We start from the raw sequence: 20,386 nt of genomic DNA on the forward strand, positions 1-20,386 counted from the left end.
ATGTTTGACAGCTTCGTGGTGCCCTGCCTACCCTCACTTTCAAAGCACAAGTATGTACTCTGAAATGAGGGAAGCCGATCGTGACTGCGCCCAAGGTCGCCATCATCTACTACAGCTCGACGGGCACCGTCCACTCGCTGGCGCAGGAATACGCGGCCGGCGCGGAGGGCGCGGGCGCCGAGGTGCGCGTGCGGCGCGTGGCCGAACTCGCGCCGCCCGAGGCGATCGCGTCGAACCCCGCTTGGCAGGCGCACTCCGACGCCGTGCGCGACGAGCCCGTGGCGACCGCCGAGGCCGTGCTGTGGGCCGACGCCGTGGTGTTCGGCACGCCGACCCGGTTCGGCAACGTGGCCTCGCAGCTCAAGCAATTCCTCGACACGCTGGGCGGGCAGTGGGCGCAGGGCCTGCTGGCCGACAAGGTGTACTCCGGCTTCGTCTCGACCGCGACGGCGCACGGCGGCCGCGAGTCGACGCTGCTCGCGCTGTACAACACGGTGCACCACTTCGGCGGCATCCTGGTGACGCCGGGCTACACGGACCCCGTGCAGTTCGCGACGGGCACGCCGTATGGGCCTTCGCACGCCGACGGTCAGGGCACCATCCCGATCAGCGATGAGACCAAGGCGTCGGCTCGGTATGCCGGGTCGCGGATCGCGAACGTCACGCGGGATCTGGTGAACGGCCGGGCTGCTTGAGTCCGGCCGGGGCGGCACGGGTTTCCGCCGTGCCGTTTCCGTTGTCAGGGCGTGGTTTTCGCGGCGGCGACCATGGTGGCCATGAGCTTCGCGGCGTCGTTGGTGCTCAGGCCGGCTTCGCGCACGAGTGAGCGCCAGGTGTCGAAGGCGAGCGCGTGGCGCACCGCCGCGACCACGAACCGCTTGCGCCCACGGGGCGGCGACCAACCCGCGGAGAGCAGGCTCGTGGCGTCTTCGAGAAACGCCGACATCGACTCGAGCGCGCGCTCGACGGCGGGCATTTCGACGGCGTCGCGCAGGGCGTTGACGAGCATTGGCTCCACTTCGGAGTAAAAGGCGTAGAGCTGCTTCAGCGCGTACGTGATGCGCTCGGCCGGCTCGCCGATCGCCTGCCAGTCTTCGAGATCCGGGCGTGGGTGCTGCCCCCAGAAGTGCGCGGAGCAGGCGGCAAGCTGGTCTTCCTCCGTCGGGAAGTAGCGGTAGACGGTGTGGCGCTGCACGCCCGCGGTCTCGGCGATGCCCGCGATCGTCGTGCGCGCCGGCCCGATCGACCCGTGCAGCTCCACGATCGCCTCCGTGATCCGGCGGCGCGTGTCCTCCATGGCGTCGGCCCGCCGGCTCATCCGGTAGGTCCGGGTCGCCTTCTCCACAACCATCGTTTCGCTCCTCGCCGCACGGTCGTTCCAGGATAACCGCCGTTTCTGTCGGGGGTGGGTGACACCATGGCGGGCATGTGGGGACGCAAGGAGAAGGACCTGCCCGCCGACACGGCGGCCGAGGCCGTGGAGTTCGCGCGGCCGCTCGTGCACGGCGGCTTCAGCGCGCCCGACGACGTCGCGGTCGCGACCACGGAGCATCTGGAGCCCTCGGTGTCATTGCCGCAGGCGCGCGCAGTGGTCGACCGGCTCTGGCAGGCGCGGGTCGCGGAACAACGCACGTGGCCTCCGGTGACCGACCCGGATCGGGTGCTGTCGGCGTTCGCGGCTTTGGCCTCCTCGGGCGTGGTGGCCCGGGCGGACTTCGCGTGCTGCCAGAACTGCGGCCTGACGGAGATCGGCGCGGAAGCCGCCCCGGGCGACCGGGGTTTCGTGTTCTTCCACGAGCAGGACACGGCCCACTCGGTCGAGGGCGGCGAACTGCTGCTGTCGTACGGCCGGCTTGCGGACTCCCCGGCCGACACGGCGCAGGTGGGGCAGATGGTGGCCGCGGCACTGCGGGCGCAGGAGCTGCCGGTGACGTGGGACGGGTCGCCGGAGGAGCGGATCCGGGTGGATCTGGAGTGGAGGAAGCGGCTGGGCTGAGGTTCAGGGGCTGGTGACCACATCGGACTCGCGGGTGTGCCGGGGAACGGATCCGCGGCGTGCGAACCGCTTGCTGCCTTGGGACGAGGTCGGGCCCGGGGCCTGAATCCGAGGGTGGGGCGCTGAGACGCCCGGGCACGGAAGGTTCGTGCCGCCCGTCTTCGGCTGCCGTCGCGCCGCGCCACTCGCCTGTCTCTCGCGAGGGGTGGGTCTGTGGCATCCAGCCGCGGACTACGTCGAAACTCGACCTCCGCGGCGGCCAAGCATGGCGGCTCCTTGCCGGAAGTTGCCACGTCCGGACGGCGGAGCTGACCCCGTCCCGACAATCACGCTGGACAACACTCGCCCGCACCGCGACCCACGCCCGGCGGCCAAGCACGGCGGCTCCTGGCCGGAAGTCGCCACGTCCGGACAGCGGAGCTGACATCACACCGGACAACGCTCGCCCGCACCGCAACCCGCCCTCCGCGACAAAGCACCGCGGCAACTCCCGACCGGAAGTTCCCACGCCCGGCCGGCGAGCCAACCCGATCCCGACAATCACGCCGCACAACACTCGCCCGCACCGCAACCCGCCCTCCGCGACAAAGCACCGCGGCAACTCCCGACCGGAAGTTCCCACGCCCGGCCGGCAAGCTCACGCCACGCAACGCTCACCCACACCGCAAACCGCCCTCGGCAACCAAGCACCGCGGCAACTCCCGACCGGAAGTTCCCACCACCGGACGGCGATGCGACTGCAAGGCGACAATCACGCCGGACAACGATCGCCCGCACCGCGAACTCCTGAGGAAGACATCGGGACCCCTCCCGGGGTGCGTGGCCACAATCGGCGGCGGTCGTCGCGTGGTCTGGGAAGGGGTGCGATGTACGAGCCGCCGTGGGTGCCGGTGCGGCGGGCCAGTCCGGCCGCGGTGGCGGTCGGGAACGCGTCGTTCCTGGGGGTCGGGTACCTGCTGCTGGGGCGGCGAGGTCTGGCGGTCCTGAACTCGGTGGGCACGGTCGTGCTGGCCGTGCTGCTGGTGACGGCGTTCCCGACGGCGTGGTTCGAGATCGTGGTGCTGGTGTGGTGGGCGGCCGGGATCGTGCACGGGTGGTTCCTCGCGGGCCCACCGGCGCGGAGCCGGTGGCGGGACTGGGTGGTGGCGCCGGCCGTCGCGGTGCCGGTGCTCGTGGTGGCCGCGCTGCTGCGGTTCGACGCCGTCTCGATCGGCCGCGACGTGGCCGACGCGCGCGACAGCGGTGACTGCGCCAAGGCCGAGAAGGCGCTCGACCGCGTGTGGTTCGGCCACCGCCTCGCCGACGCGCCGCTGGCCGCCGCCGGGGACGCGACGGCGGAGGCGTGCGGCAGGCTCCGCACCGCGGCCGAGGCTCTCGCCGGCGGGCTGCGCGGGAACACTGGTCAGCTGAAGACGGGCTTCGACACTTTGGCCGGGGTGCGCACCGACCTGCCGGGCCACGAGCGGATGGCCGACGTCGTGCTCGACGGGTTCCTGGCCGAGCTGCCGGCGCAGAACCCGTGCGACCTCGCTGTGGACACCGACTGGCTCCGGAGCCGTCACGAGGCCGCGGCCGTCGTCGACCGCACCCGGCCCGGCGCCCTCGTCGCGTGCGGCGACACCCGGCTGGCCGCCGGCGATTGGCAGAACGCCGGCACGCGGTACCAGCAGGTGCTCGACCAGTACCCGCGCAGCGCTGTCGCCGCGAGGGCCACCGACGGCGTCCAGAAGGCCAAGGTGGTGGGCGAACTGGCGAACGTCCGCCGCCTCCTGTCGAACACCACCGCGCCCGAATACTGCACCAAGCCGCCCCCGTACAGCGCCGCCCCGCCCTACGGCAAGGGCACGAACCACGCGATCTTCTCCGGCAACGACGACTTCACCAACCGCCTCCCCGCCGACTGGCGCGTGACCGACCCGACGAAGGCCGTCCTGATCGTCTGCGCCGGCGACGACACCAACGGCACCGCCGTGCGCACGTGCCAGTACGAGAACCACACGTTCCCCGACCTCCCCGACGACGTGACGTTCCACAAGATCGCCATCCCCCTCAAGGCCTACGAACTCCGCACCGGCAAGCTCGTCGCCGACACCAAAGTGGAGATCGGCGGCACGAGCTGTCCGCCGTCGGTCTCCTACACCTCCTACGGCTACACCGACCTCGGCCCGCCGTCCGACATGCCGGTCGACGCCTCGGACGCCGACGTGCGCGCTGCCTTCGCATCCCTCATCACCCGCTGAACACGCGAAAATCACTCGAGGCAGGCGGGTCTGCCCGCCAGACTCGGCCCGACGAATCTCACTGGAGCGCCGCAATCGCCGAGGTCGAGAAGCTGATGCGGAGCTGGACCGAATCCGGCGAAGCCCTCAGCGGCCGCTACTCCTGGGTCTCCGACGGCCTGATCGTGTGTGGCCCCAGCGGCCGCGCCATCGTCAGCGTGCGCGAAGGACTACTCGACAACGGCCAGTTCACCCGGATCCTCCAGCGACTCGGCTGACACAGTCCACAAGAGACTCAAGAATCCTCCGGCCCCGCAACACTTTCCGGCAACGGCACATCCGGGTCGAGCGTGATGCCGCCTGTGCGGAGGGCGTCGTCGAGGATGTGCCAGGTCCAGCGGGCCAGGAGAGTGGCCAGGTCGGCCTGGTCGAGGCCGCGGGGGTTTTCCAGCCAGCGCGCGGTGCTGGACTCGACGAGGCCGACGAGGGCGAAGGCGATCGTGTCGGCGACGCGCGTGTCCATGGCGTACGCGGCGAGGTAGCGCTCGAACAGCACGGTCAGCTGACGCGCGATCGCGGTCTTCACGTCGGCCACCACGTCGCGCGTGCCGGGGCGGCCCGACACCTGCGTCAGGTAGCGGTAGAGATGGGCGTGGTCGGCGAGCCAGCGTGTGTGGGCGCCGATCGCGCCGCGGATCATCTGCATGGGGGTGCCGGGCGGGTTCCACAGGGGCGCGAACTCGGCGGTGATCAGCTCGCCCGCGCGGTCGGCGATGGCGCACTGCAGGTCGGTGGCGTCGGCGAAGTGCTTGTACAACCGCGTGCGCGCGACACCCGCTTCCTCGGCGATCTGCTCGGTGGACACGTCCGGTCCGTGCCGAGCGATGGCGCGCAACCCGGCCTCGACGAACTCGCGACGGCGGCGTTCTCGCTGGCCCGCCCAGCGCGCCGCCCGGCCGTCAGCCTTGTAGGGGGTGCCCGGGGACGTCATCGGCGGGAAGTGTAGCGCTCCCCGCGATATCGGGTACACTTCTGTACCTGTTACTTTAGGTGCTTATTGAACACAGTCAGTATTCTTACGGAGAGTGTCCATACGAACCTGGAGAACCGCGTGGGGAGTTGCGTGGACGACGAGCCGCCGGACCCGGTGCTGCTCGCGGCCGTTCGTGCCGGCGACCTTCACGCGAGCGGGGCGCTCTACCGCCGCCACGTCGAGCCGATGCGCCGCACGGCCGCGCGCTGGCGCCACCAGCCGGCGGAGTGCGAGGACCTGGTCGCCGAGGCGTTCACGCGCGTGATCACCACCGTGCGCGCAGGCGGTGGCCCGCGTGACGACGCGCGGCCGTACCTGATCGTCACGATGCGGAATCTCGCCGCGAGCTGGAGCCGGCACCACAACCGCGTCGACTTGTGCGAGACCGTCCCCGAGCCCGCCGGCGCGCGGGCGGTGGCCGAGGAAGAAGCGCTGCGACGGTCCGACGTCGAACTCGTCTGGTCGGCTTACTGCACGTTGCCGGGCCGGTGGCGAACGGTCCTGTGGCGCACCGCCGCGGAGGGGGGCTCGACCGCGGAGGCCGCGCTGCTGCTGGGCGTCTCGCCGAACGGTGCCGCCGTGCTCGCCGGGCGGGCACGCGAGGGCCTGCGCCAGGCGTACCTGCAGGTCCAGGTGCCGCACGCGGAAGACCCAAATTGCGCGGAGGCGCGCCGCAACCTGGGCGCGTGGGTGCGCGGCGGGCTGTCGCGGCGGCGTTCGACGGTGATCGGCGGGCACGTCGCGAGCTGCGCGCCGTGCCGGGTCGTGACCGCGGGGCTCGCGGAGGTCAACGACGAACTTCCGACCTGAGCGGGAAACGCAGGGGAACATCATCAGGAGGGGAACCATGGACGAGGAACCACTGGTGCGCGGTCACCGCGTCACCTACCTGCCGGGCAAGCGCAAGCCCGGCCCGCAACGCCTGTGCCGGCGCGGCATCGTGACCGGCCCGCCCGTGCTCGACACTGACACGGACGTCACCTGGGTCCCCGTCCAAGCGGACGGCACCCACGACGCCGACGAATGGGTCCGCGCCGACGCGATCATCGACGTGGTGGCCCCGACATGACCCAGCCCGACACGCCGATCTTCGACACACTGATCACGGAAGCCGGTCTCGACTGGCCGGAGGAGACGCCGGCGGACGAACCCTCCTGACGCGGGAACCGGCGAGCGGTACGTTCTCGTTGCCAGGCAAGGAGAACATACGGGGAGGAACCCGCCGTGAAGATCGGTCTCGTCGCGCCGCCGGATCTCGACGCCACCCAGTTCGCCGGGTACGCGCAGCGGGCCGAGCGGCTGGGGTTCGACGAGCTGTGGGTGGTCGAGGACTGCTTCTTCCGCGGCGGCGTCGCGCAGGCGGCGGTGGCGCTCGCGAAGACCGAGCGGATCCAGGTCGGTATCGGGATTTTGCCGGCAGGAGCGCGGAACGTCGCGTTCGCGGCGATGGAGCTGGCGACGCTCGCCGGGATGTTCCCGGGCCGGCTGCTCGCCGGGATCGGGCACGGGATGCCGGCGTGGCTGCGGCAGGCCGGGGTGTGGCCGGGGAGTCCGTTGACGCTGCTGCGCGAGTATTTCACCACCGTCCGGGCGATCCTCGACGGCGAGCACGTCAGCTTCGACGGCGCCGGAATACAGCTGCGCGACGTCCGGCTGCAGAGCCCGCCGAAGGTCGTGCCGCCGTTGTACGCCGGGGTGCGCGGGCCGAAGTCGCTTGCCCTCGCGGCCGAGGTGGCGGACGGGACGATCCTCGCGGAGCCCGTCACGCCGGAGTACCTGCAGGCCGTGCGCGAGATCGTCGGGGCGGAGCACGAGCTCGTCGCCTACAACGTCGCGGCTGTCGACGACTCCCCCGACCGCGCGCGGGCGCTGGCTCGGCAGGCGCTCACGGCGATCGGCGAGCCGGACTGGGCGCCGCACCTCGCGCCGTTGCCGTTCGCCGACGAGTTCGCGGCGCTGCGCAAGGCTGCCGGGTCACGGGAGGAGTTCGCGGCGGTACTGCCCGACGAGTGGGTGGACCAGCTGGCGGTGGTCGGCACGCCGACCGGCGTCCGGGCCCGGCTGACCGAACTCGAAGCCGCCGGCGCGGGCCACGTCGTGTTCATCCCCGCGGGGCCGGGCCCCACGACGGCCGCCGAGGCACTGGCACGGGTGCTGCCGTATCGCTGACCGGAACAGGGTGGTCCCGAAAATGTCCCGGAAACGGTAAAGTGGGCGCCAGCGCGCAGTTCACTCACGTTCCCACCAGCGGAACACAACCAGAATTCCGAGGATCACCGGTTTGAGCACCCAGAGTACCGCCGGGCGCAAGCCCGCAGCTTCGCCCGACAACGCCGGCACGGAAGCGGCCGCGCGCGTCGCCGACGTGCTGCTGCTCTTCACGGGCGGGCCCCGGTACCTGGGGGTGAGCGCGATCAGCCGGGAGCTCGGGCTGGCCAAGGCCGTGGTGCACCGGATCCTGCAGTCGCTCGTCTCGCGGGAGATGCTCGCCACCGACCCCGGTGTGGCCGGCTACCGGCTCGGTCCGGCGGCGGTGGCGTTGGGGGCGAGTGCGTTGCGGAGGTTCGATGCGCGGACCGTCGCCACGCCGGTGTTGCGTCGGTTGCGGGACGAGACGAGTGAGACCACGACGTTGTCCGGATTGGTCGGCGATGAGCGGGTGTATCTCGATCAGTTCGAGAGTCCTCGTGAGATCAAGATGACTGTCGATATCGGACGGCGGTTTCCGTTGCACGCCGGGTCTTCGGGGAAGGTGATTCTGGCCTTTCTGCCGGAGGAGCGGCAGGCGGCGGTGCTGGGGCGGGAGTTGCCGGCGTTGACGGAGAAGACGATCACGACGGCGGATGATCTGCGGGCGGTGTTGGCCGATACTGCTCGTGAAGGGGTTGCGGTTTCGCTTGGGGAGAGGCAGCCCGGGGCGGGGTCGGTGGCGGCGCCACTGTTCGGGCCGGATGGGGAGATTCACGGGTCGATCAGTATTTGCGGGCCGCAGTATCGGTTCACGCCGGAGGCGGTGGGGAGGTATCGGGTGCTGGTGCGTGATGCTGCGGAGGAGATACGGCATAGCTGGGCTTGGCTTCGCGATTCGGGCGACGCCGGCGGCCGCTGATTTCGGACGGCGGTTTTCCAGGCAGTAAAAGAAATGGGCCCTCCGTGCCGAAGCACGAAGGGCCCACGAGCGGGTTGGGTCAGCGGCCGCGCTTGAGGTAGTGGCCGATCGGGTCGCCGGTGATTTTGCCGTCGGCGTAAACGTGGTGGCCGCGGACGAAGGTGTCGGTGACCTTGGCGGTCATGTCGAAGCCCTCGAACGGGGTGTATTCCTGGGTGGACTCCGAGTCGGCCGCGTGGACGGTCCAGCGGACGTCCGGGTCGACCAGGGCGAAGTCGGCGTCGTAGCCCTCGGCGATGGTGCCCTTGTTCAGCAAGCCGTAGCGGCGGGCGGGGTTCGTCGAGGTCAGCTGGGCGATGCGCTGCAGCGAAAGGCCGCGCTTGGTGCCCTCGCCGACGAGGCCGGGGAGCAGGTACTCGGCGCCGCCGAAGCCGGACTTCGCCAGGAAGACGTCGTCGCGGTCAGCGCCGAACTTGAGTTCGTCGCGGCAGCAGGCGTGGTCGCTGACGACCCAGTCGACGTCGCCGGCCAGGACGTGGCGCCAGAGGGCCTCGACGTCCTCACGTTCGCGCAAGGGCGGGTTGACCTTGCCGCCGATGCCGGAGGCGGTGTCGACGTCGGCCAGCAGGTGGCCGATGGTCACCTCGCGCCGGAAGTCGATGTGCGGGAACGCTTTGCCCATGGTCAGGGCGGCCGAAAGAGCCTTCTCCGACGACAGGTGCAGCAGGTTGATGTTCGGCAGGCCCGTCTCGTGCGCCAGGTACGACGCGATGGTCACCGCGAGGCCCTCGGAGTGCGGCGGCCGCGAAGCGCTGTACGCGCGCAGGCCCGAGAGCGTTCCCTCCTGCTCCACCAGCTTCGTGTACGCGGTCATGATCTCGGCCGTCTCGCAGTGCAGTGAGAGCGACAGGTGCGGCGCGTACTCGGTGAGGATCTCGCGCGCGTTCTGCACTCCGCGCATCACGAACTCGAAGTGCGCGATGTCGTAACGCTCGTCGGGCGGGATCATCAGGAAGTCGCTCTGGCTGGTCGAGCGGCCGTGCAGCCCGTGGCTGCCGTAGAACATGAAGATCTTGAACGACGTGACGCCGTGTTCCTCGACGAGGTACGGGATCTCCGAGATGTGCTCGGAGCTCATCGGCGCGAGGTGGAACGCGTAGTCCACGTACGCATTGCCCTGCGACGCCGAGAGAACCTCGGGGAAGAAGTCGCGGTAGCTGCCGCCCTTGTTCAGGTAGTACTGGCCCGTGCGCATGTACGTCAGCGACGTGGTGACGCCGCCCTGCGCGCTCGCGCGGCTCTCGGTGCGGGTGTCGGTGGCGAGCTCGTTGTAAATGCCCCAGTGCTGGTGCGCGTCGACCACGCCGGGGAAAGCCAGCAGGCCGCGGCCGTCGACCACCCGGGCGGCGACGTCCTCGGGCAGGTTCGGCGCCACCCGCGTGATCTTGCCGTCGTTCACGGCGATGTCCAGCAGTTCCGGCTGCGACCCGTCGGGGTCGTCGGGCCGGACGACCCGGACGTTCTTCACGAGCAGTTCCGTGGTAGCCATTCTTCTCCTCCGCTATGCAACAAATCAGTGGTGGTGGCGGGCGACATCGCCCGCGGCCAGGTAGGCGAGGCCGAACGCCGGCAGCAGCCCGTTGCCCGGTAGGTACCCCGCGGCGCCGTGGCCGGAGATGCTCGCCGCCGCGCCGCCGGCGGCGTAGAGGCCTCGGATCGGATTGCCCTGCGCGTCGAGCACCGCAGCGTTCTCGTCGACCATCAGGCCGCCCTGGGTGTGGAACAACGCGGGCACCACGCGGACCGCGGCGTAGGGGCCGGAAAGCGGGCGTTCCCAGTTGGTGCGGCCGAACTCGTCGGTCCGCTCGCCTCGCGCGATCGCGGCCACACCAGAAAGCTCGTCGGCCAGCGCGTCCGCCGGAAGCCCCGTCGCGGCAGCCAGGCCGACCGCGTCGTCGGCCCACACCAGCGCGCCCGAGGCGACGGTGTCCCGGAAGTCCTGGAACGGCTGGCACTGCTCGAAAATCGTCTCGTCCAGCACGATCCAGCCGGTGGATTTCGGACGTGCGGCCAGCTCCGCGGCGTACTCCGAATAGCCTCGCGTCTCGTCGCCGAAGCGGCGGCCGCCGAGATCGACGAGGAACGCGCCGTGGATGATCGTCGCCCAGCCCACGAGCGTGCCGGCGTTGGCCGTGACCGCGCCGTGGCCCTGATACGCGTCGAGGAACCCCGTTGCGGCGCCCAGCTTCTCGCCGATGCGCAGCGCGTCGCCCAGCGACTGGTCACTGCCCTGGTACAGCGCGCCCGAGATCTCCGGCAGGTGCCGGGCCACGAGGTCCTTGTCGGCGCCGAACCCGTTGGTGGCCAGCAGCACCGCGCGCGTCGGGATCTCTTCCTCGATCCCGTCCGGGTAACGCACCACGACCGCGCGCACGCCGTCGGAATCGGTCAGCACGTCGATCAGTTTGCCCGGCACCAGCACCTCGATGTTCTCGTGCTCGGTGACGCGCCGCGCCAGGTGGTCGATCACGCCCGAACCGTGGCGGCCGGGGATCGAGTGGCAGCGCGTGACGGCGTGGCCGGGGTAGTTGAAGTCCGTCACCAGGTCGAGCGGCAACCCCGCCGAATCGGCGAGCCACTCGACGAGCGGCGCGCTCACCGAAGCCAGCGTCCGGGCCAGCCGCGGGTCGGCCTGCCCCTTCGTCTTGGCCATGATGTCGGCGACGAACTGCTCCGGCGAGTCCTCGACCCCCGCGGCCGCCTGCCAGCGCGAACCCGCGCCGGGGAACATGGCCGTGGACATCGAGGTGTTGTTGCCCCGCCGGAAGTGCTCGCTCGCCTCGACGACGAGCACACTCAGCCCCAGCTCGGCCGCCCGCAGCGCGCCCGCGAGCCCGCCACCGGCGCCGGCGACGACGAGGTCCGGTCCGTCGCTCACCGCTCCCCCTCGACGGCCAGCAGCCGCATCGCCAGCTCCGTCGGGTCGACGATCCGCGTCGGCAGGTCGGCCGGCTCGACATCGACCGCCGAGCAGCCGTTGATCACCGCCGTCGCGCCCAGCTCGGCCAGCTCGCGCACGGCCGAACCCAGCGCCGCGTTCCACACCTCGGTCTCGGCGATCGCGGAGAACGGCAGGTCGAGCACGCGGATGCCGGCGAGGTACTCGTCGAGCCCGTACGCGGAGATCCGCTTGGCGAACTCGTCCTTGATGGCCTCGTTGCGCACCACGGCGCCGAACCGCACGCCCTTGCCGGCCAGGTGCGTCGCCGACAGCTTGAGGATGCCGTGCACCGGCAGCGCCGGCTCGGTGACGGCGTCGGGCACCGACGGGTCGAGCACGCAGTCCGGGAACGCCAGGTCGAAGCCCTCTCCCGCGTCTTTCAGCAGCGCGGCGACTTCCCGCTCCGAGTCCCGCATCGACGCGGCGGTGTCCAAAGTGGCCGGTGCGGTCGGGCCCACGTTGCGCAGCTCGATCTCCACGCCCGGCGGCGCGAGGCGGTCGTAGCGGGCCTGGCGCCGGGCGACCTCATCGTCGGGCAGGTGGATGGGCGTCACCGCGAGGGCACGCATCAGTTCAGCTCCTTCTCGTCGGTCCCGGCCAGCTCGCGCAGCGCCGCGCCGACGCGGGGCAGGCCGGGCAGGTCGTGGCCCAGGGCGGCGGCCCGGTCCACGAGTTCGGGCTGCCGAGGCAGCCACGTCTTCAGCAGGCCGAGCACGTCCGGCTCGGTCAGCGGGTGGTGGTCGGCGTCACCGACCGGGTTGGGCACCTCGCTCGTGAGCGTGGCGCCGTCGTCGAAGCACACCTGTACGCGGGTTGCGCGCTCGTCGGGCAGGCGCGCGGTCAGGTCGGCCGCCTCGACGAGCCGCACGCGCCGCGCCAGCGAACGCACACCCGCGTCGTCGACGGCCGAGCCCGGCCCGACCTCGCCGGTGAGCGCGGCCGTGGCCACCACGAACGGCGTGGAGAACATCGCCGAGAGCCGGTTCGACCAGTCCACTCCGGACAGTCCGGCGCCCAGCACGTGGCTCTCCACCACGATCTTCGTGATGCCTTCCGTTCGGAACCGCGCATCAGCACGCAGCTCCAGCACGGCGTCGGCCGCCGGGTGTGTGAAGGAACAGGACGCGTGCCGCTTGAAGTAGCCGCGCGTGATGTCCCACCGTGAGCCGAGGTCGCTGGTGAGCTCGGCCGCGTCGAACGAGCCGAGCACCGTGCCCAGCGAGAGCGCGGCCGTGCCCGTCGTGCGCGCCATGCCCGCTACTGCCATCCGCACGGCGGCGAGCCCGGACATCGCCGAGGCGCCCAGCCACGCGTTGCGCACCGGGTTGCCCTGCGTCGCCGAGTCGAAGTGCCCGGCGATGGCCATCCCGGCCGCGGTGTCGATCGCCGCCGCGGCCGCGCCGGGCGCGAGGCCCAGCAGGCGCGCGCACCCGGCCGCGGCGCCGGGCACGCCCCAGCTGCCGTGCGGGTGCGCGCCCGCCCGCAGCGAGGTGGCGCGGCCGAAGCGCGACGCCACCTCGTACGCGGCCAGCAGCGCCGCCGCCGTGTCGGCGCCGGTGCTGTCCAGCTCTGCCGCCAGCGCCAGCACCGCGGGGAAACCGTGGGCCGCGGGGTGCCCCTTGGCGTACTTGTTGCCCTCGTCGAGCTCGAGCGACACGAGCGCCATCGCGTTGAGCCAGGCGGCAGCGTCCGTGGACACCCGCCGCCCGGCCCCGATCAACGGCGAAGGACCGTCCGGCGCTCGCCATGCGGCAACCAGGGCTCGCTGTTCCGGCAGCGTTGCCCCGACCGCCGTCACACCGACGACGTCGAGCAGCACCAGGGCGAGCCGGTCCAGCACAGCGGCCGGCATGGCCGTTACGTCCACTTCGGACACCCACGCGCCGAGCGCGGTGGTCGACTTGGCCGCCTCCGTGGCCTGTTCCGTTTTCACAGTCCCAAGTACGCCTTCCTGACCCGGCTGTCGTCCGCGAGTTCGGCGCCCGTGCCCGCCAGCACGGTCGACCCGCTCTCCAGAACGTACGCCCGGTCGGCAATCGCCAGCGCCTGCTTGGCGTTCTGCTCCACCAGCAGCACCGCCACACCGGTGTCGCGGATCCGCTGCACCGCTTCCAGCATCGTCCACGTCAGCTTCGGTGAAAGCCCGGTCGAGGGCTCGTCGAGCATCAGCAGCCGAGGCCCGGCCATCAGCGCCCGCGCGATCGCGAGCATCTGCTGCTGCCCGCCGCTGAACGTCTGCGCGACCGTGCTCCGGCGCTCGGCGAGCACCGGGAACAGGTCGTAGACCTCCTTCAGCGACTTCGTGGCTTGCGCCGCCGTGCGCGTCCACGCGCCCATGCGGAGGTTCTCCTCCACGGTGAGCGTGCCGAACAGCGCACGGTCCTCCGGCACGTGCACGAGACCCTCGCGCACGAGCTGGTCGGGCCGGCGGCCCGCGGTCGGCTCGCCGTCGAGCGTGATGGTGCCCGACATCGGCTTCAGCTGGCCGCAGATGCTGCGCAGCGTCGTGGTCTTGCCGGCGCCGTTGGCCCCGACGAGGGCCACGAGCTCGCCGGCGCGCAGCTCCAGGTCCACGTCGTGCAGGATGCGCATGCGCCCGTAACCGGCGCAGACCTTGTCAAGCTTCAACACCGGTCGGCTCCTCCCCGAGGTAGGCGTCGATCACCCGCGGGTCGCTGGTGACCTCTTCGGGCGACCCGACGGCGAGCACGCGGCCCTGGTCGAGCACGAGCACGCGGTCGGCCAGCCGCATCACCGCGGCCATGATGTGCTCGATGAACACCAGCGTCACGCCTTCCTGCTCGCGCAGCGTCGCGAGCAGGTCGAGCACGGGTTCACGCTCGGCGGGCACGAGCCCGGCCAGCACCTCGTCGAGCAGCAGCACCTTGGGCCGCATCGCGAGCGTGCGGGCCAGCTCCAGGCGCTTGAGCCCCGCCGTCGGCAGGTCCGGTGCCGCGCGGTGTGCCCACGGCCCCAGCCCCACGCGTTCGACGACGTCGAGCGAGTGTTTCCGCAGGTCTTTCGCCGCGAAGCGGTGGTGCTGCGCGGCCAGGCTCACGTTCTCCAGCACGGTCATACTGGAGAACGGCCGCATCAGCTGGAACGTGCGCACCATGCCGGCGCGCGCGATCCGGTCCGGCGAACGGCCCGTCACGTCGGCGCCCGCGAGGTGCACGCGGCCGGTGTCGGGCCTCAGCGCGCCCGACACCACGTTGAACAGCGTGGTCTTGCCCGCGCCGTTGGGCCCGATGATGCCGAGGATCTCGCCCTCGGCCACCTCGAAGTCCACATCGGACAGCGCGTGCAGCCCTCGGAAGGACTTGCCGACGCCCTTGACCTGAACCAGGTTCATCGCCGCCACCTCGTTACCAGCGTTCCGACGATGCCCTTCGGCAGCAACCGCACGATGAGGATCAGCAGTACGGCGTAGAGCACCACGTCGAGCCCGCTGCGACCCTGCAGGAACCCGAGGAACCCGGGCGGGGTGCGCAGCAATGTCGCCGTGACGTCGGTGAGCGAGCCGACGATGATCGCGCCCACCACCGGGCCCCAGATCGTGCCGATGCCGCCGATCACCACGGGCACGATCGCCTGGATCGAGATCGCGGAACCGAACCCGAGATCGGGGTTCACGAACAGGTAGTACTGCGTGTAGAAGGCACCGGCCACGGCCGTGATCGCCGCCGAGAGCGCCACCGTCATCAGCTTGTGCCGCATCACGGGCGCGCCGAGCGACGAAGCCGCCAGCTCGTCGTCGCGGATCGCGGTGACGTAGCGGCCGGCGCGCGAGTGCAGGTATCCGATGCTCACCGCGACCGCGGCCCCGGCCAGCACGAGCGCCACCCAGAAGTACGCGGGTGAGTCGGCCGGGAACTGGATCTTCCACAGCGACGAGCCCTGGATCAGCGGCACGCTGAAGCCCACCGACTTGTTGGCGAACGCGCTGCTGGTCACGATCAGCCGCAGCATTTCCGCGAACGCGAAGGTCGCCAGCGCGAAGTACGCGCCTTGGAGCTTGTAGCGGAACGAGAAGTACCCGATGAGCACGGCGACCGCGGCGGCCACCGCCATCCCGGCCAGCATCCCGATCCACGGCGACACGTTCTGCTTCACCAGCAGGTATGCGCTGGTGTAGGCGCCGAGGCCGAAGTACGCGGCGTGGCCGAAGCTGAACATCCCGCCGAAGCCGCTCATGATGTTCCAGCCCACGGCCATGAGCAGGAAGATCAGGATGCGCACGGCGACCGCGCCCTGAGCTGCCGGCAGGATCAGTGGCAGCGGGATCGCGATGAGCACGAGCAGCGCGAGGATCGCGTACTGCCGGTTCTGCGGACGCAGCGCCGGCGCTTTGACCTTGTCGGTCGACGCCGGCGGCGCGATGGTGATGGTGCTCATGCTCGCCTCCCGAACAGGCCCTGCGGACGGAGGAACAGCACCAGCACGAAGACCACGAACACGCCGAGCAGGGAGCTCTGGCCGCCGAGGTAGATCGTGGTGAGCTGCTCGACCAGCCCGATCAGCAGGCCGCCGACGAGCGCGCCGACGACGTTGCCCATCCCGCCGAGCACCACCACCACGAACGCGGTGATGTTGAACTGCTCGCCGAGCGTGGGCGTCACCGTGACGAGCGGTCCCGCCAGTGCCGCGGCGGCACCGGCGCAGGCCGTGCCGATCGCGAAGGTGACGGTGTGGATCCGCTTCACGTTGATGCCGACGAGCTCCGCGCCCGGGCCGTGGGCGGCGACCGCGCGGATCGCCGTGCCGAGCCGGGTGCGGCGCAGCAGCCAGAACAGCACCGCGCCGAGCAGGATCGCGCCGAGGAACGCGTACAGCCGCGATCCCGCGACGATCGCGCCCAGCAACGAGAACTGGAAATCGCCCGGCAGCGAGATGCTCTTGGGCTCGGCGCCGAAGAACATCAGCAGCAGGTTCTCCAGCAGCAGTGAAAGCCCGAGGGTGATGAGCAGCTGGTTCTCCAGCGTCTTGCCCGCGGAACCCGACAACAGCCCGCGGTGCACGGCGGCGCCGATGAGGAACAACGCCGGGACCGCGACGATGAGCGTGAGGTAGGGGTGCATGCCGGTGCCGGCCACCATGCCGAAGGAGATGAACATCGCGACGGCCAGCAGTGCGCCGTGGGCGAAGTTGACGATGTCGAGCACGCCGAAGATCAGCGTCAGCCCCATCGCGATCAGGCCGTAGAGCCCGCCGGTGAGGATGCCGGTGACCACCGACTGCCACACCACCAGGCCGCTGCCCGACTGCAGGAGCGCGACGACGATCGCGACCACGAGCACCACGGCGACCACGCCGGCACGGCTCAGGAATGCCTTGCGCTGCCGGGCTTTGGTGTCGTCCGGAGGGGAGAATTCGGGGGCGAGTGTCGCCCCGGGGGAGAGTTCGCTCATGGCCGCCAGTTCACCGTGTAGTCGGGCCGGGATTCGGCTTTGTCCGGGGGGAAGACCTGCTTGACCTGACCGTCGCGAACCTGCATGAGGACGGGGAACGCATTGCGGTTGTCGCCGTTGGCGGCGAAGGAGATCGGCCCGTGGCCCACGGTCAGGGGAGCGACGGTCGACGCGGCGATCGCGTCGCGGACCTTCTCGGGATCGGTGCTCGCGGCCTTCTCGACCGCTTGCGCGATCACGTCGATCGCGTCGTAGGACAGCACGGCGCCGGTGCGCATCGGGTCTCCGAACTGGCGCTGGTACTGCTCGCGCAACGCGACGGTCTTCGCGTTGGTGGCGTCGTAGTGGTAGTTGGCGCTGAAGTAGAGCGCGCCGAGCTTGCCGGCGTCGGTCACGAACTTCGGCTGGTCGAACGCGCCGTCGGACACGCCCCACACAGCGTTGAGCGCCGGCTTCACCGAGTCGATGGCCTTCGCCGCGAGCAGGCTGTCGCGGTAGTAGCCCGCGATGGCCAGCACGTCGGCGCCCGATGCTTTGACCTGCGTGATCTGCGCCGTGAGGTCGCTGACGGTGGTGGCGTCGTAGCTGATGTTCGGGCCGATGGCCAGACCGAGTTGCTTCGCCGCGGCGTTGAACGCGTCGGCCGCGCCGCTGCCGAAATCGCTCTGCTCGTGCAGGAACGCCACCTTGTGGACCGGTTTCCCGGCCTGCTCCGAAACCTCCTTGAGGTATTGGGCGGCAGCGGTGGCGATCGCCTTGCTGCCGGGCTGCACGCGGAACGAGTACCGGTAGCCGTGGCTGAAGATCGCGTCCGAGGCGGTCACGTCCATCACGAACGGGACCCGGTTGCGTTCCGCGACCACGGCGACGTTGGTGCTCACCGCGCTCTGGTAGGTGCCGATGAGGCTCACGGCGCCGGCGGAGATCAGCCGCTGGGCCTCGCTCTGGCCGATGTCGGCCTTGCCCTGCGTGTCTCCCGTGATCAGTTCGACCTTGCGGCCGCCGAGCGACTTGATGCCGCCGGCCGCGTTGATCGCGTCGACCGCCATCTGCGCGCCTCGGCGCATCTGGAGCCCGTCGACGGCGTTGGATCCGCTGACCGGGTGCAACGCCCCGATCTTCACCGGGCCCTCGTCCCGGCCCGCGGCCGCCCCACCGGCCCCGGCCGGGGCCGAACCTCCGCACCCGGCCGCCGCGAACAGGGCGCACGCGCTGAGCACGGCGGTGAGCTTTCGCGCGGACATGTCACCTCTTCCCAATGGAAGCCTCTTCCCGATGGCAGCATCGGCGTTCCGCTGGAAGAAACGCCGGGATTGTTGCCGGATATCGTGACACCGGCCTCCACGTCAGGTCAATATCTGCGCATAACTTGACGGAACGCCGTGATCAGTGCGAATTTGATGACCAGCCCGCGACAAGGGCAGGAAACATCGCGTTCACAGTTGTTCCTCCCGGCGAAACGATGAGCACGAGCCTCGGGTCGCCGGACGAGAAAGGCAGGTAGGCCCCATGACGGGCGCTTTGTCCGGGATCCGGGTACTCGACACCGCGACCCTGTTCGCCGGTCCGCTGGCCGCGACGCTGCTGGGCGACTACGGCGCCGAGGTGATCAAGATCGAGCACCCGAACGGCGACCCGGTCCGCAGCCACGGCGCGCAGCGCGACGGGGTCGGCCTGTGGTGGAAGATGCTCGGCCGCGGCAAGAAGGCCATCACGCTCTACCTCGGCTCCCCCGAGGGCCAGGAGATCTTCCGCAAGCTCGTGGCCGACGCCGACGTGGTCGTGGAGAACTTCCGCCCGGGGACGCTGGAGCGCTGGGGCCTCGGCTACGACGAGCTGCGCGAGATCAACCCCGGCCTGGTTCTCACGCGCGTGACCGGTTTCGGGCAGATCGGCCCGTACGCGAAGCGCCCCGGCTTCGGCACGCTCGCCGAGGCGATGAGCGGGTTCGCCGCCATCACCGGCGAGCCCGACGGCCCGCCCACGCTGCCGCCGTTCGGCCTCGCCGACGGCATCGCCGCGCTGACCACCGCGTTCGCCGTGATGACGGCGCTGCGGGCACGCGAGCAGACCGGGCGCGGCCAGGTCGTGGACCTGGCGATCATCGAGCCGATCCTGACGCTGCTCGGGCCGCAGATCATCGCCTACGACCAGCTCGGCACGCTGCAGCCGCGCACCGGCAACCGCTCCACGAACAACGCGCCGCGCAACACCTACCGCACCCGCGACGGCAGCTGGGTCGCCATCTCCACGAGCGCCCAGTCGATCGCCGAACGCGTGATGCGCCTGGTCGGGCGCCCGGAGCTCATCGACGAGCCGTGGTTCGCCAGCGGTGCGGAACGCGCGAAGCACGCCGACGAGCTCGACGACGCCGTGGGTTCGTGGATCTCCGAGCGCGACCGCGACGACGTGGTGAAGGCGTTCGAAGAGGCGCAGGCCGCCGTCGCGCCGATCTACACCGCCGCCGACGTGATGACCGACCCGCAGTTCGCGGCGCTCGGCAGCATCACGACCGTCGACGACGTCGAGCTCGGCCCGGTGAAGATGCAGAACGTGCTGTTCCGGCTGTCGGAGACGCCCGGCGGGATCACCTCGGCGGGCGCGTCGCTCAGCGCGCACACCGCCGAGATCCTCGGCCGCTACGGCTTCGGCGAGCCGGAGCTGGCTTCCTTGCGCGAAAAAGGCGTGATCAAGTGACGGTGGTGCGCAGCTGGCTCTACGTGCCCGGCGACCGGCCCGACCGGATCGCCAAGGCCCTCGCGGGCCCGGCCGACGCCGTCGTCGTGGACCTGGAGGACGCCGTCGCGGTGGCCGCCAAGGACGAGGCACGCCGCACTGTGGTGAAGACGCTGGCCGAAGGCGCCCGGGTTTTCGTGCGGATCAACGCTCCCGCGTCTTCCGCGGGCGAGGCGGACCTGGCCGCGCTGGCGGCTTCGGACGTCAAACCGGCCGGGGTGCGCGTGCCCAAGGCCGAGGACCCGGACGAGCTGCGCCGCGTCGCCGACACGCTCGGGGTGGCGTTGTACCCGATCCTCGAATCGGCGCTGGGCGTGGAAAACGCGCTCGCGCTGGCCACCGCGCACCCGCTCGTCACCGGAATTTCCCTCGGTGAAGCGGATCTCGCCGCCGACCTGCGCGTGGCCGGTGGAGACGCGCTGGTGTGGCCGAGATCGAGGGTTGTCGTGGCCGCGCGCGCGGCCGGGCTGCCGAGCCCGGTGCAGAGCGTGTGGACCGCCGTGCGCGACCTCGACGGGTTGCGCACGAGCACCGAAGCGGGGCGCCGCGCCGGATTCTTCGGCCGGTCGGTGATCCACCCGTCCCAGATTCCCGTGGTGCACGAGGTGTGCGCTCCCGATCCGGCGGAAACGGCGTGGGCTCGTGAGCTCGTCGGCCGGCTCGCCGAGTCGGGCGAAGCCGCCTGGATCGACCACCACGGACAGTTCGTCGACGCCGCGATCGTGGCCCGCGCCCAGTGGGTGCTCACGCTGGCCGCGAATGCGGAGTCGGGAGAAAAGCATGTTACTGATCCGGCCAAAAGCAGGCCGACCCCGGAGAACGACGTAACCGTTGCTAAGTAAGGCATTCGGCCGTGACTGTGGTCGGATTGGTAACGAACGGCA

At 70.7% G+C, this 20,386-nt stretch carries 21 protein-coding genes; 10 read left to right on the forward strand and 11 right to left on the reverse strand.

Translation table 11 applies throughout. From position 1 onward, the window contains the following. The first annotated feature begins 80 nt into the window (after positions 1-80). Positions 81-695, forward strand: coding sequence for an NAD(P)H:quinone oxidoreductase (wrbA, locus tag AB0M56_RS28225; RefSeq protein WP_364181046.1), 615 nt, complete (start codon positions 81-83; stop codon positions 693-695). 44 nt (positions 696-739) lie between these two features. Here wrbA and AB0M56_RS28230 read toward each other — a convergent pair whose 3' ends face one another. Then, positions 740-1,351 (reverse strand): helix-turn-helix domain-containing protein, encoded by a 612-nt coding sequence (locus tag AB0M56_RS28230; RefSeq protein ID WP_364181048.1) that lies wholly within the window; start codon positions 1,349-1,351, stop codon positions 740-742. 75 nt (positions 1,352-1,426) lie between these two features. Between AB0M56_RS28230 and AB0M56_RS28235 the strand changes: the two genes are divergently transcribed. From AB0M56_RS28235 to AB0M56_RS28245, 3 genes are all read left to right on the forward strand, one after another. Next, positions 1,427-1,996, forward strand: a complete 570-nt coding sequence (locus AB0M56_RS28235; RefSeq protein ID WP_364181051.1) for a hypothetical protein — start codon at positions 1,427-1,429, stop codon at positions 1,994-1,996. 866 nt (positions 1,997-2,862) lie between these two features. Beyond that, positions 2,863-4,236, forward strand: coding sequence for a hypothetical protein (locus tag AB0M56_RS28240; protein ID WP_364181054.1), 1,374 nt, complete (start codon positions 2,863-2,865; stop codon positions 4,234-4,236). Positions 4,237-4,331: 95 nt separating this feature from the next. After that, positions 4,332-4,493 carry a hypothetical protein gene (locus AB0M56_RS28245; protein WP_364181057.1) on the forward strand — a complete coding sequence of 54 codons (162 nt, stop codon included), beginning with the start codon at positions 4,332-4,334 and terminating at the stop codon, positions 4,491-4,493. A 17-nt stretch (positions 4,494-4,510) separates the two neighbouring features. Here the strand turns inward: AB0M56_RS28245 and AB0M56_RS28250 are convergent, their stop codons facing one another. Beyond that, a complete protein-coding gene (locus AB0M56_RS28250) occupies positions 4,511-5,206 on the reverse strand; it encodes a TetR/AcrR family transcriptional regulator (protein ID WP_364181059.1) in 696 nt (231 codons plus the stop codon). Positions 5,207-5,338: 132 nt separating this feature from the next. Here AB0M56_RS28250 and AB0M56_RS28255 point away from each other — a divergent pair, with 132 nt between their 5' ends. The 4 genes from AB0M56_RS28255 to AB0M56_RS28270 all read left to right on the forward strand — a co-directional run bounded on the left by AB0M56_RS28255 (position 5,339) and on the right by AB0M56_RS28270 (position 8,357). Then, a complete protein-coding gene (locus tag AB0M56_RS28255; protein WP_364181062.1) occupies positions 5,339-6,058 on the forward strand; it encodes a sigma-70 family RNA polymerase sigma factor in 720 nt (239 codons plus the stop codon). A gap of 37 nt (positions 6,059-6,095) precedes the next feature. Next, a complete protein-coding gene (locus AB0M56_RS28260; RefSeq protein ID WP_364181065.1) occupies positions 6,096-6,317 on the forward strand; it encodes a hypothetical protein in 222 nt (73 codons plus the stop codon). Between the two features lie 155 nt (positions 6,318-6,472). Beyond that, positions 6,473-7,417: an LLM class flavin-dependent oxidoreductase gene (locus AB0M56_RS28265; RefSeq protein WP_364181068.1), complete on the forward strand. Its 945-nt coding sequence runs from the start codon at positions 6,473-6,475 to the stop codon at positions 7,415-7,417. A gap of 112 nt (positions 7,418-7,529) precedes the next feature. Beyond that, entirely contained in the window at positions 7,530-8,357 is an 828-nt protein-coding gene (locus AB0M56_RS28270; protein WP_364181071.1) for an IclR family transcriptional regulator, read from the forward strand. Positions 8,358-8,436: 79 nt separating this feature from the next. On the opposite strand, the gene AB0M56_RS28275 is transcribed toward AB0M56_RS28270, so the two are convergent. The 9 genes from AB0M56_RS28275 to AB0M56_RS28315 are packed head-to-tail and all read right to left on the reverse strand — an operon-like array spanning position 8,437 to position 18,010. After that, positions 8,437-9,906, reverse strand: a complete 1,470-nt coding sequence (locus tag AB0M56_RS28275) for a dihydroorotase family protein (RefSeq protein ID WP_364181073.1) — start codon at positions 9,904-9,906, stop codon at positions 8,437-8,439. Positions 9,907-9,930: 24 nt separating this feature from the next. Then, on the reverse strand, positions 9,931-11,295 hold the full coding sequence (locus AB0M56_RS28280; RefSeq protein WP_364181076.1) for an FAD-binding protein: 1,365 nt from the start codon (positions 11,293-11,295) through the stop codon (positions 9,931-9,933). Continuing rightward, positions 11,292-11,927 carry an aspartate/glutamate racemase family protein gene (locus tag AB0M56_RS28285; RefSeq protein ID WP_364181079.1) on the reverse strand — a complete coding sequence of 212 codons (636 nt, stop codon included), beginning with the start codon at positions 11,925-11,927 and terminating at the stop codon, positions 11,292-11,294. Before AB0M56_RS28285 ends, AB0M56_RS28280 begins: the two co-directional genes overlap by 4 nt. Beyond that, on the reverse strand, positions 11,927-13,291 hold the full coding sequence (locus AB0M56_RS28290; RefSeq protein WP_364181082.1) for an MmgE/PrpD family protein: 1,365 nt from the start codon (positions 13,289-13,291) through the stop codon (positions 11,927-11,929). Before AB0M56_RS28290 ends, AB0M56_RS28285 begins: the two co-directional genes overlap by 1 nt. Further along, positions 13,288-13,989, reverse strand: coding sequence for an ABC transporter ATP-binding protein (locus tag AB0M56_RS28295; protein ID WP_364181084.1), 702 nt, complete (start codon positions 13,987-13,989; stop codon positions 13,288-13,290). The genes AB0M56_RS28290 and AB0M56_RS28295 overlap by 4 nt, the downstream gene beginning before the upstream one ends. Then, on the reverse strand, positions 13,976-14,710 hold the full coding sequence (locus tag AB0M56_RS28300; protein ID WP_364181087.1) for an ABC transporter ATP-binding protein: 735 nt from the start codon (positions 14,708-14,710) through the stop codon (positions 13,976-13,978). The genes AB0M56_RS28295 and AB0M56_RS28300 overlap by 14 nt, the downstream gene beginning before the upstream one ends. After that, on the reverse strand, positions 14,707-15,753 hold the full coding sequence (locus AB0M56_RS28305; protein WP_364181090.1) for a branched-chain amino acid ABC transporter permease: 1,047 nt from the start codon (positions 15,751-15,753) through the stop codon (positions 14,707-14,709). Before AB0M56_RS28305 ends, AB0M56_RS28300 begins: the two co-directional genes overlap by 4 nt. Then, a complete protein-coding gene (locus tag AB0M56_RS28310; RefSeq protein ID WP_364181093.1) occupies positions 15,750-16,766 on the reverse strand; it encodes a branched-chain amino acid ABC transporter permease in 1,017 nt (338 codons plus the stop codon). The genes AB0M56_RS28305 and AB0M56_RS28310 overlap by 4 nt, the downstream gene beginning before the upstream one ends. Next, complete coding sequence (locus AB0M56_RS28315) at positions 16,763-18,010, reverse strand: ABC transporter substrate-binding protein (protein WP_364181096.1); 1,248 nt, start codon at positions 18,008-18,010, stop codon at positions 16,763-16,765. Before AB0M56_RS28315 ends, AB0M56_RS28310 begins: the two co-directional genes overlap by 4 nt. Positions 18,011-18,275: 265 nt before the next feature. On the opposite strand from AB0M56_RS28315, the gene AB0M56_RS28320 reads away from it, so the two are divergent. Beyond that, positions 18,276-19,463, forward strand: a complete 1,188-nt coding sequence (locus AB0M56_RS28320; protein WP_364181099.1) for a CoA transferase — start codon at positions 18,276-18,278, stop codon at positions 19,461-19,463. Continuing rightward, complete coding sequence (locus AB0M56_RS28325) at positions 19,460-20,344, forward strand: CoA ester lyase (protein WP_364181102.1); 885 nt, start codon at positions 19,460-19,462, stop codon at positions 20,342-20,344. Before AB0M56_RS28320 ends, AB0M56_RS28325 begins: the two co-directional genes overlap by 4 nt. Positions 20,345-20,386 lie beyond the last annotated feature (42 nt).

It is taken from the genome of Amycolatopsis sp. NPDC051372 (genome assembly GCF_040682095.1).
Taxonomy (GTDB): Bacteria; Actinomycetota; Actinomycetes; order Mycobacteriales; family Pseudonocardiaceae; genus Amycolatopsis.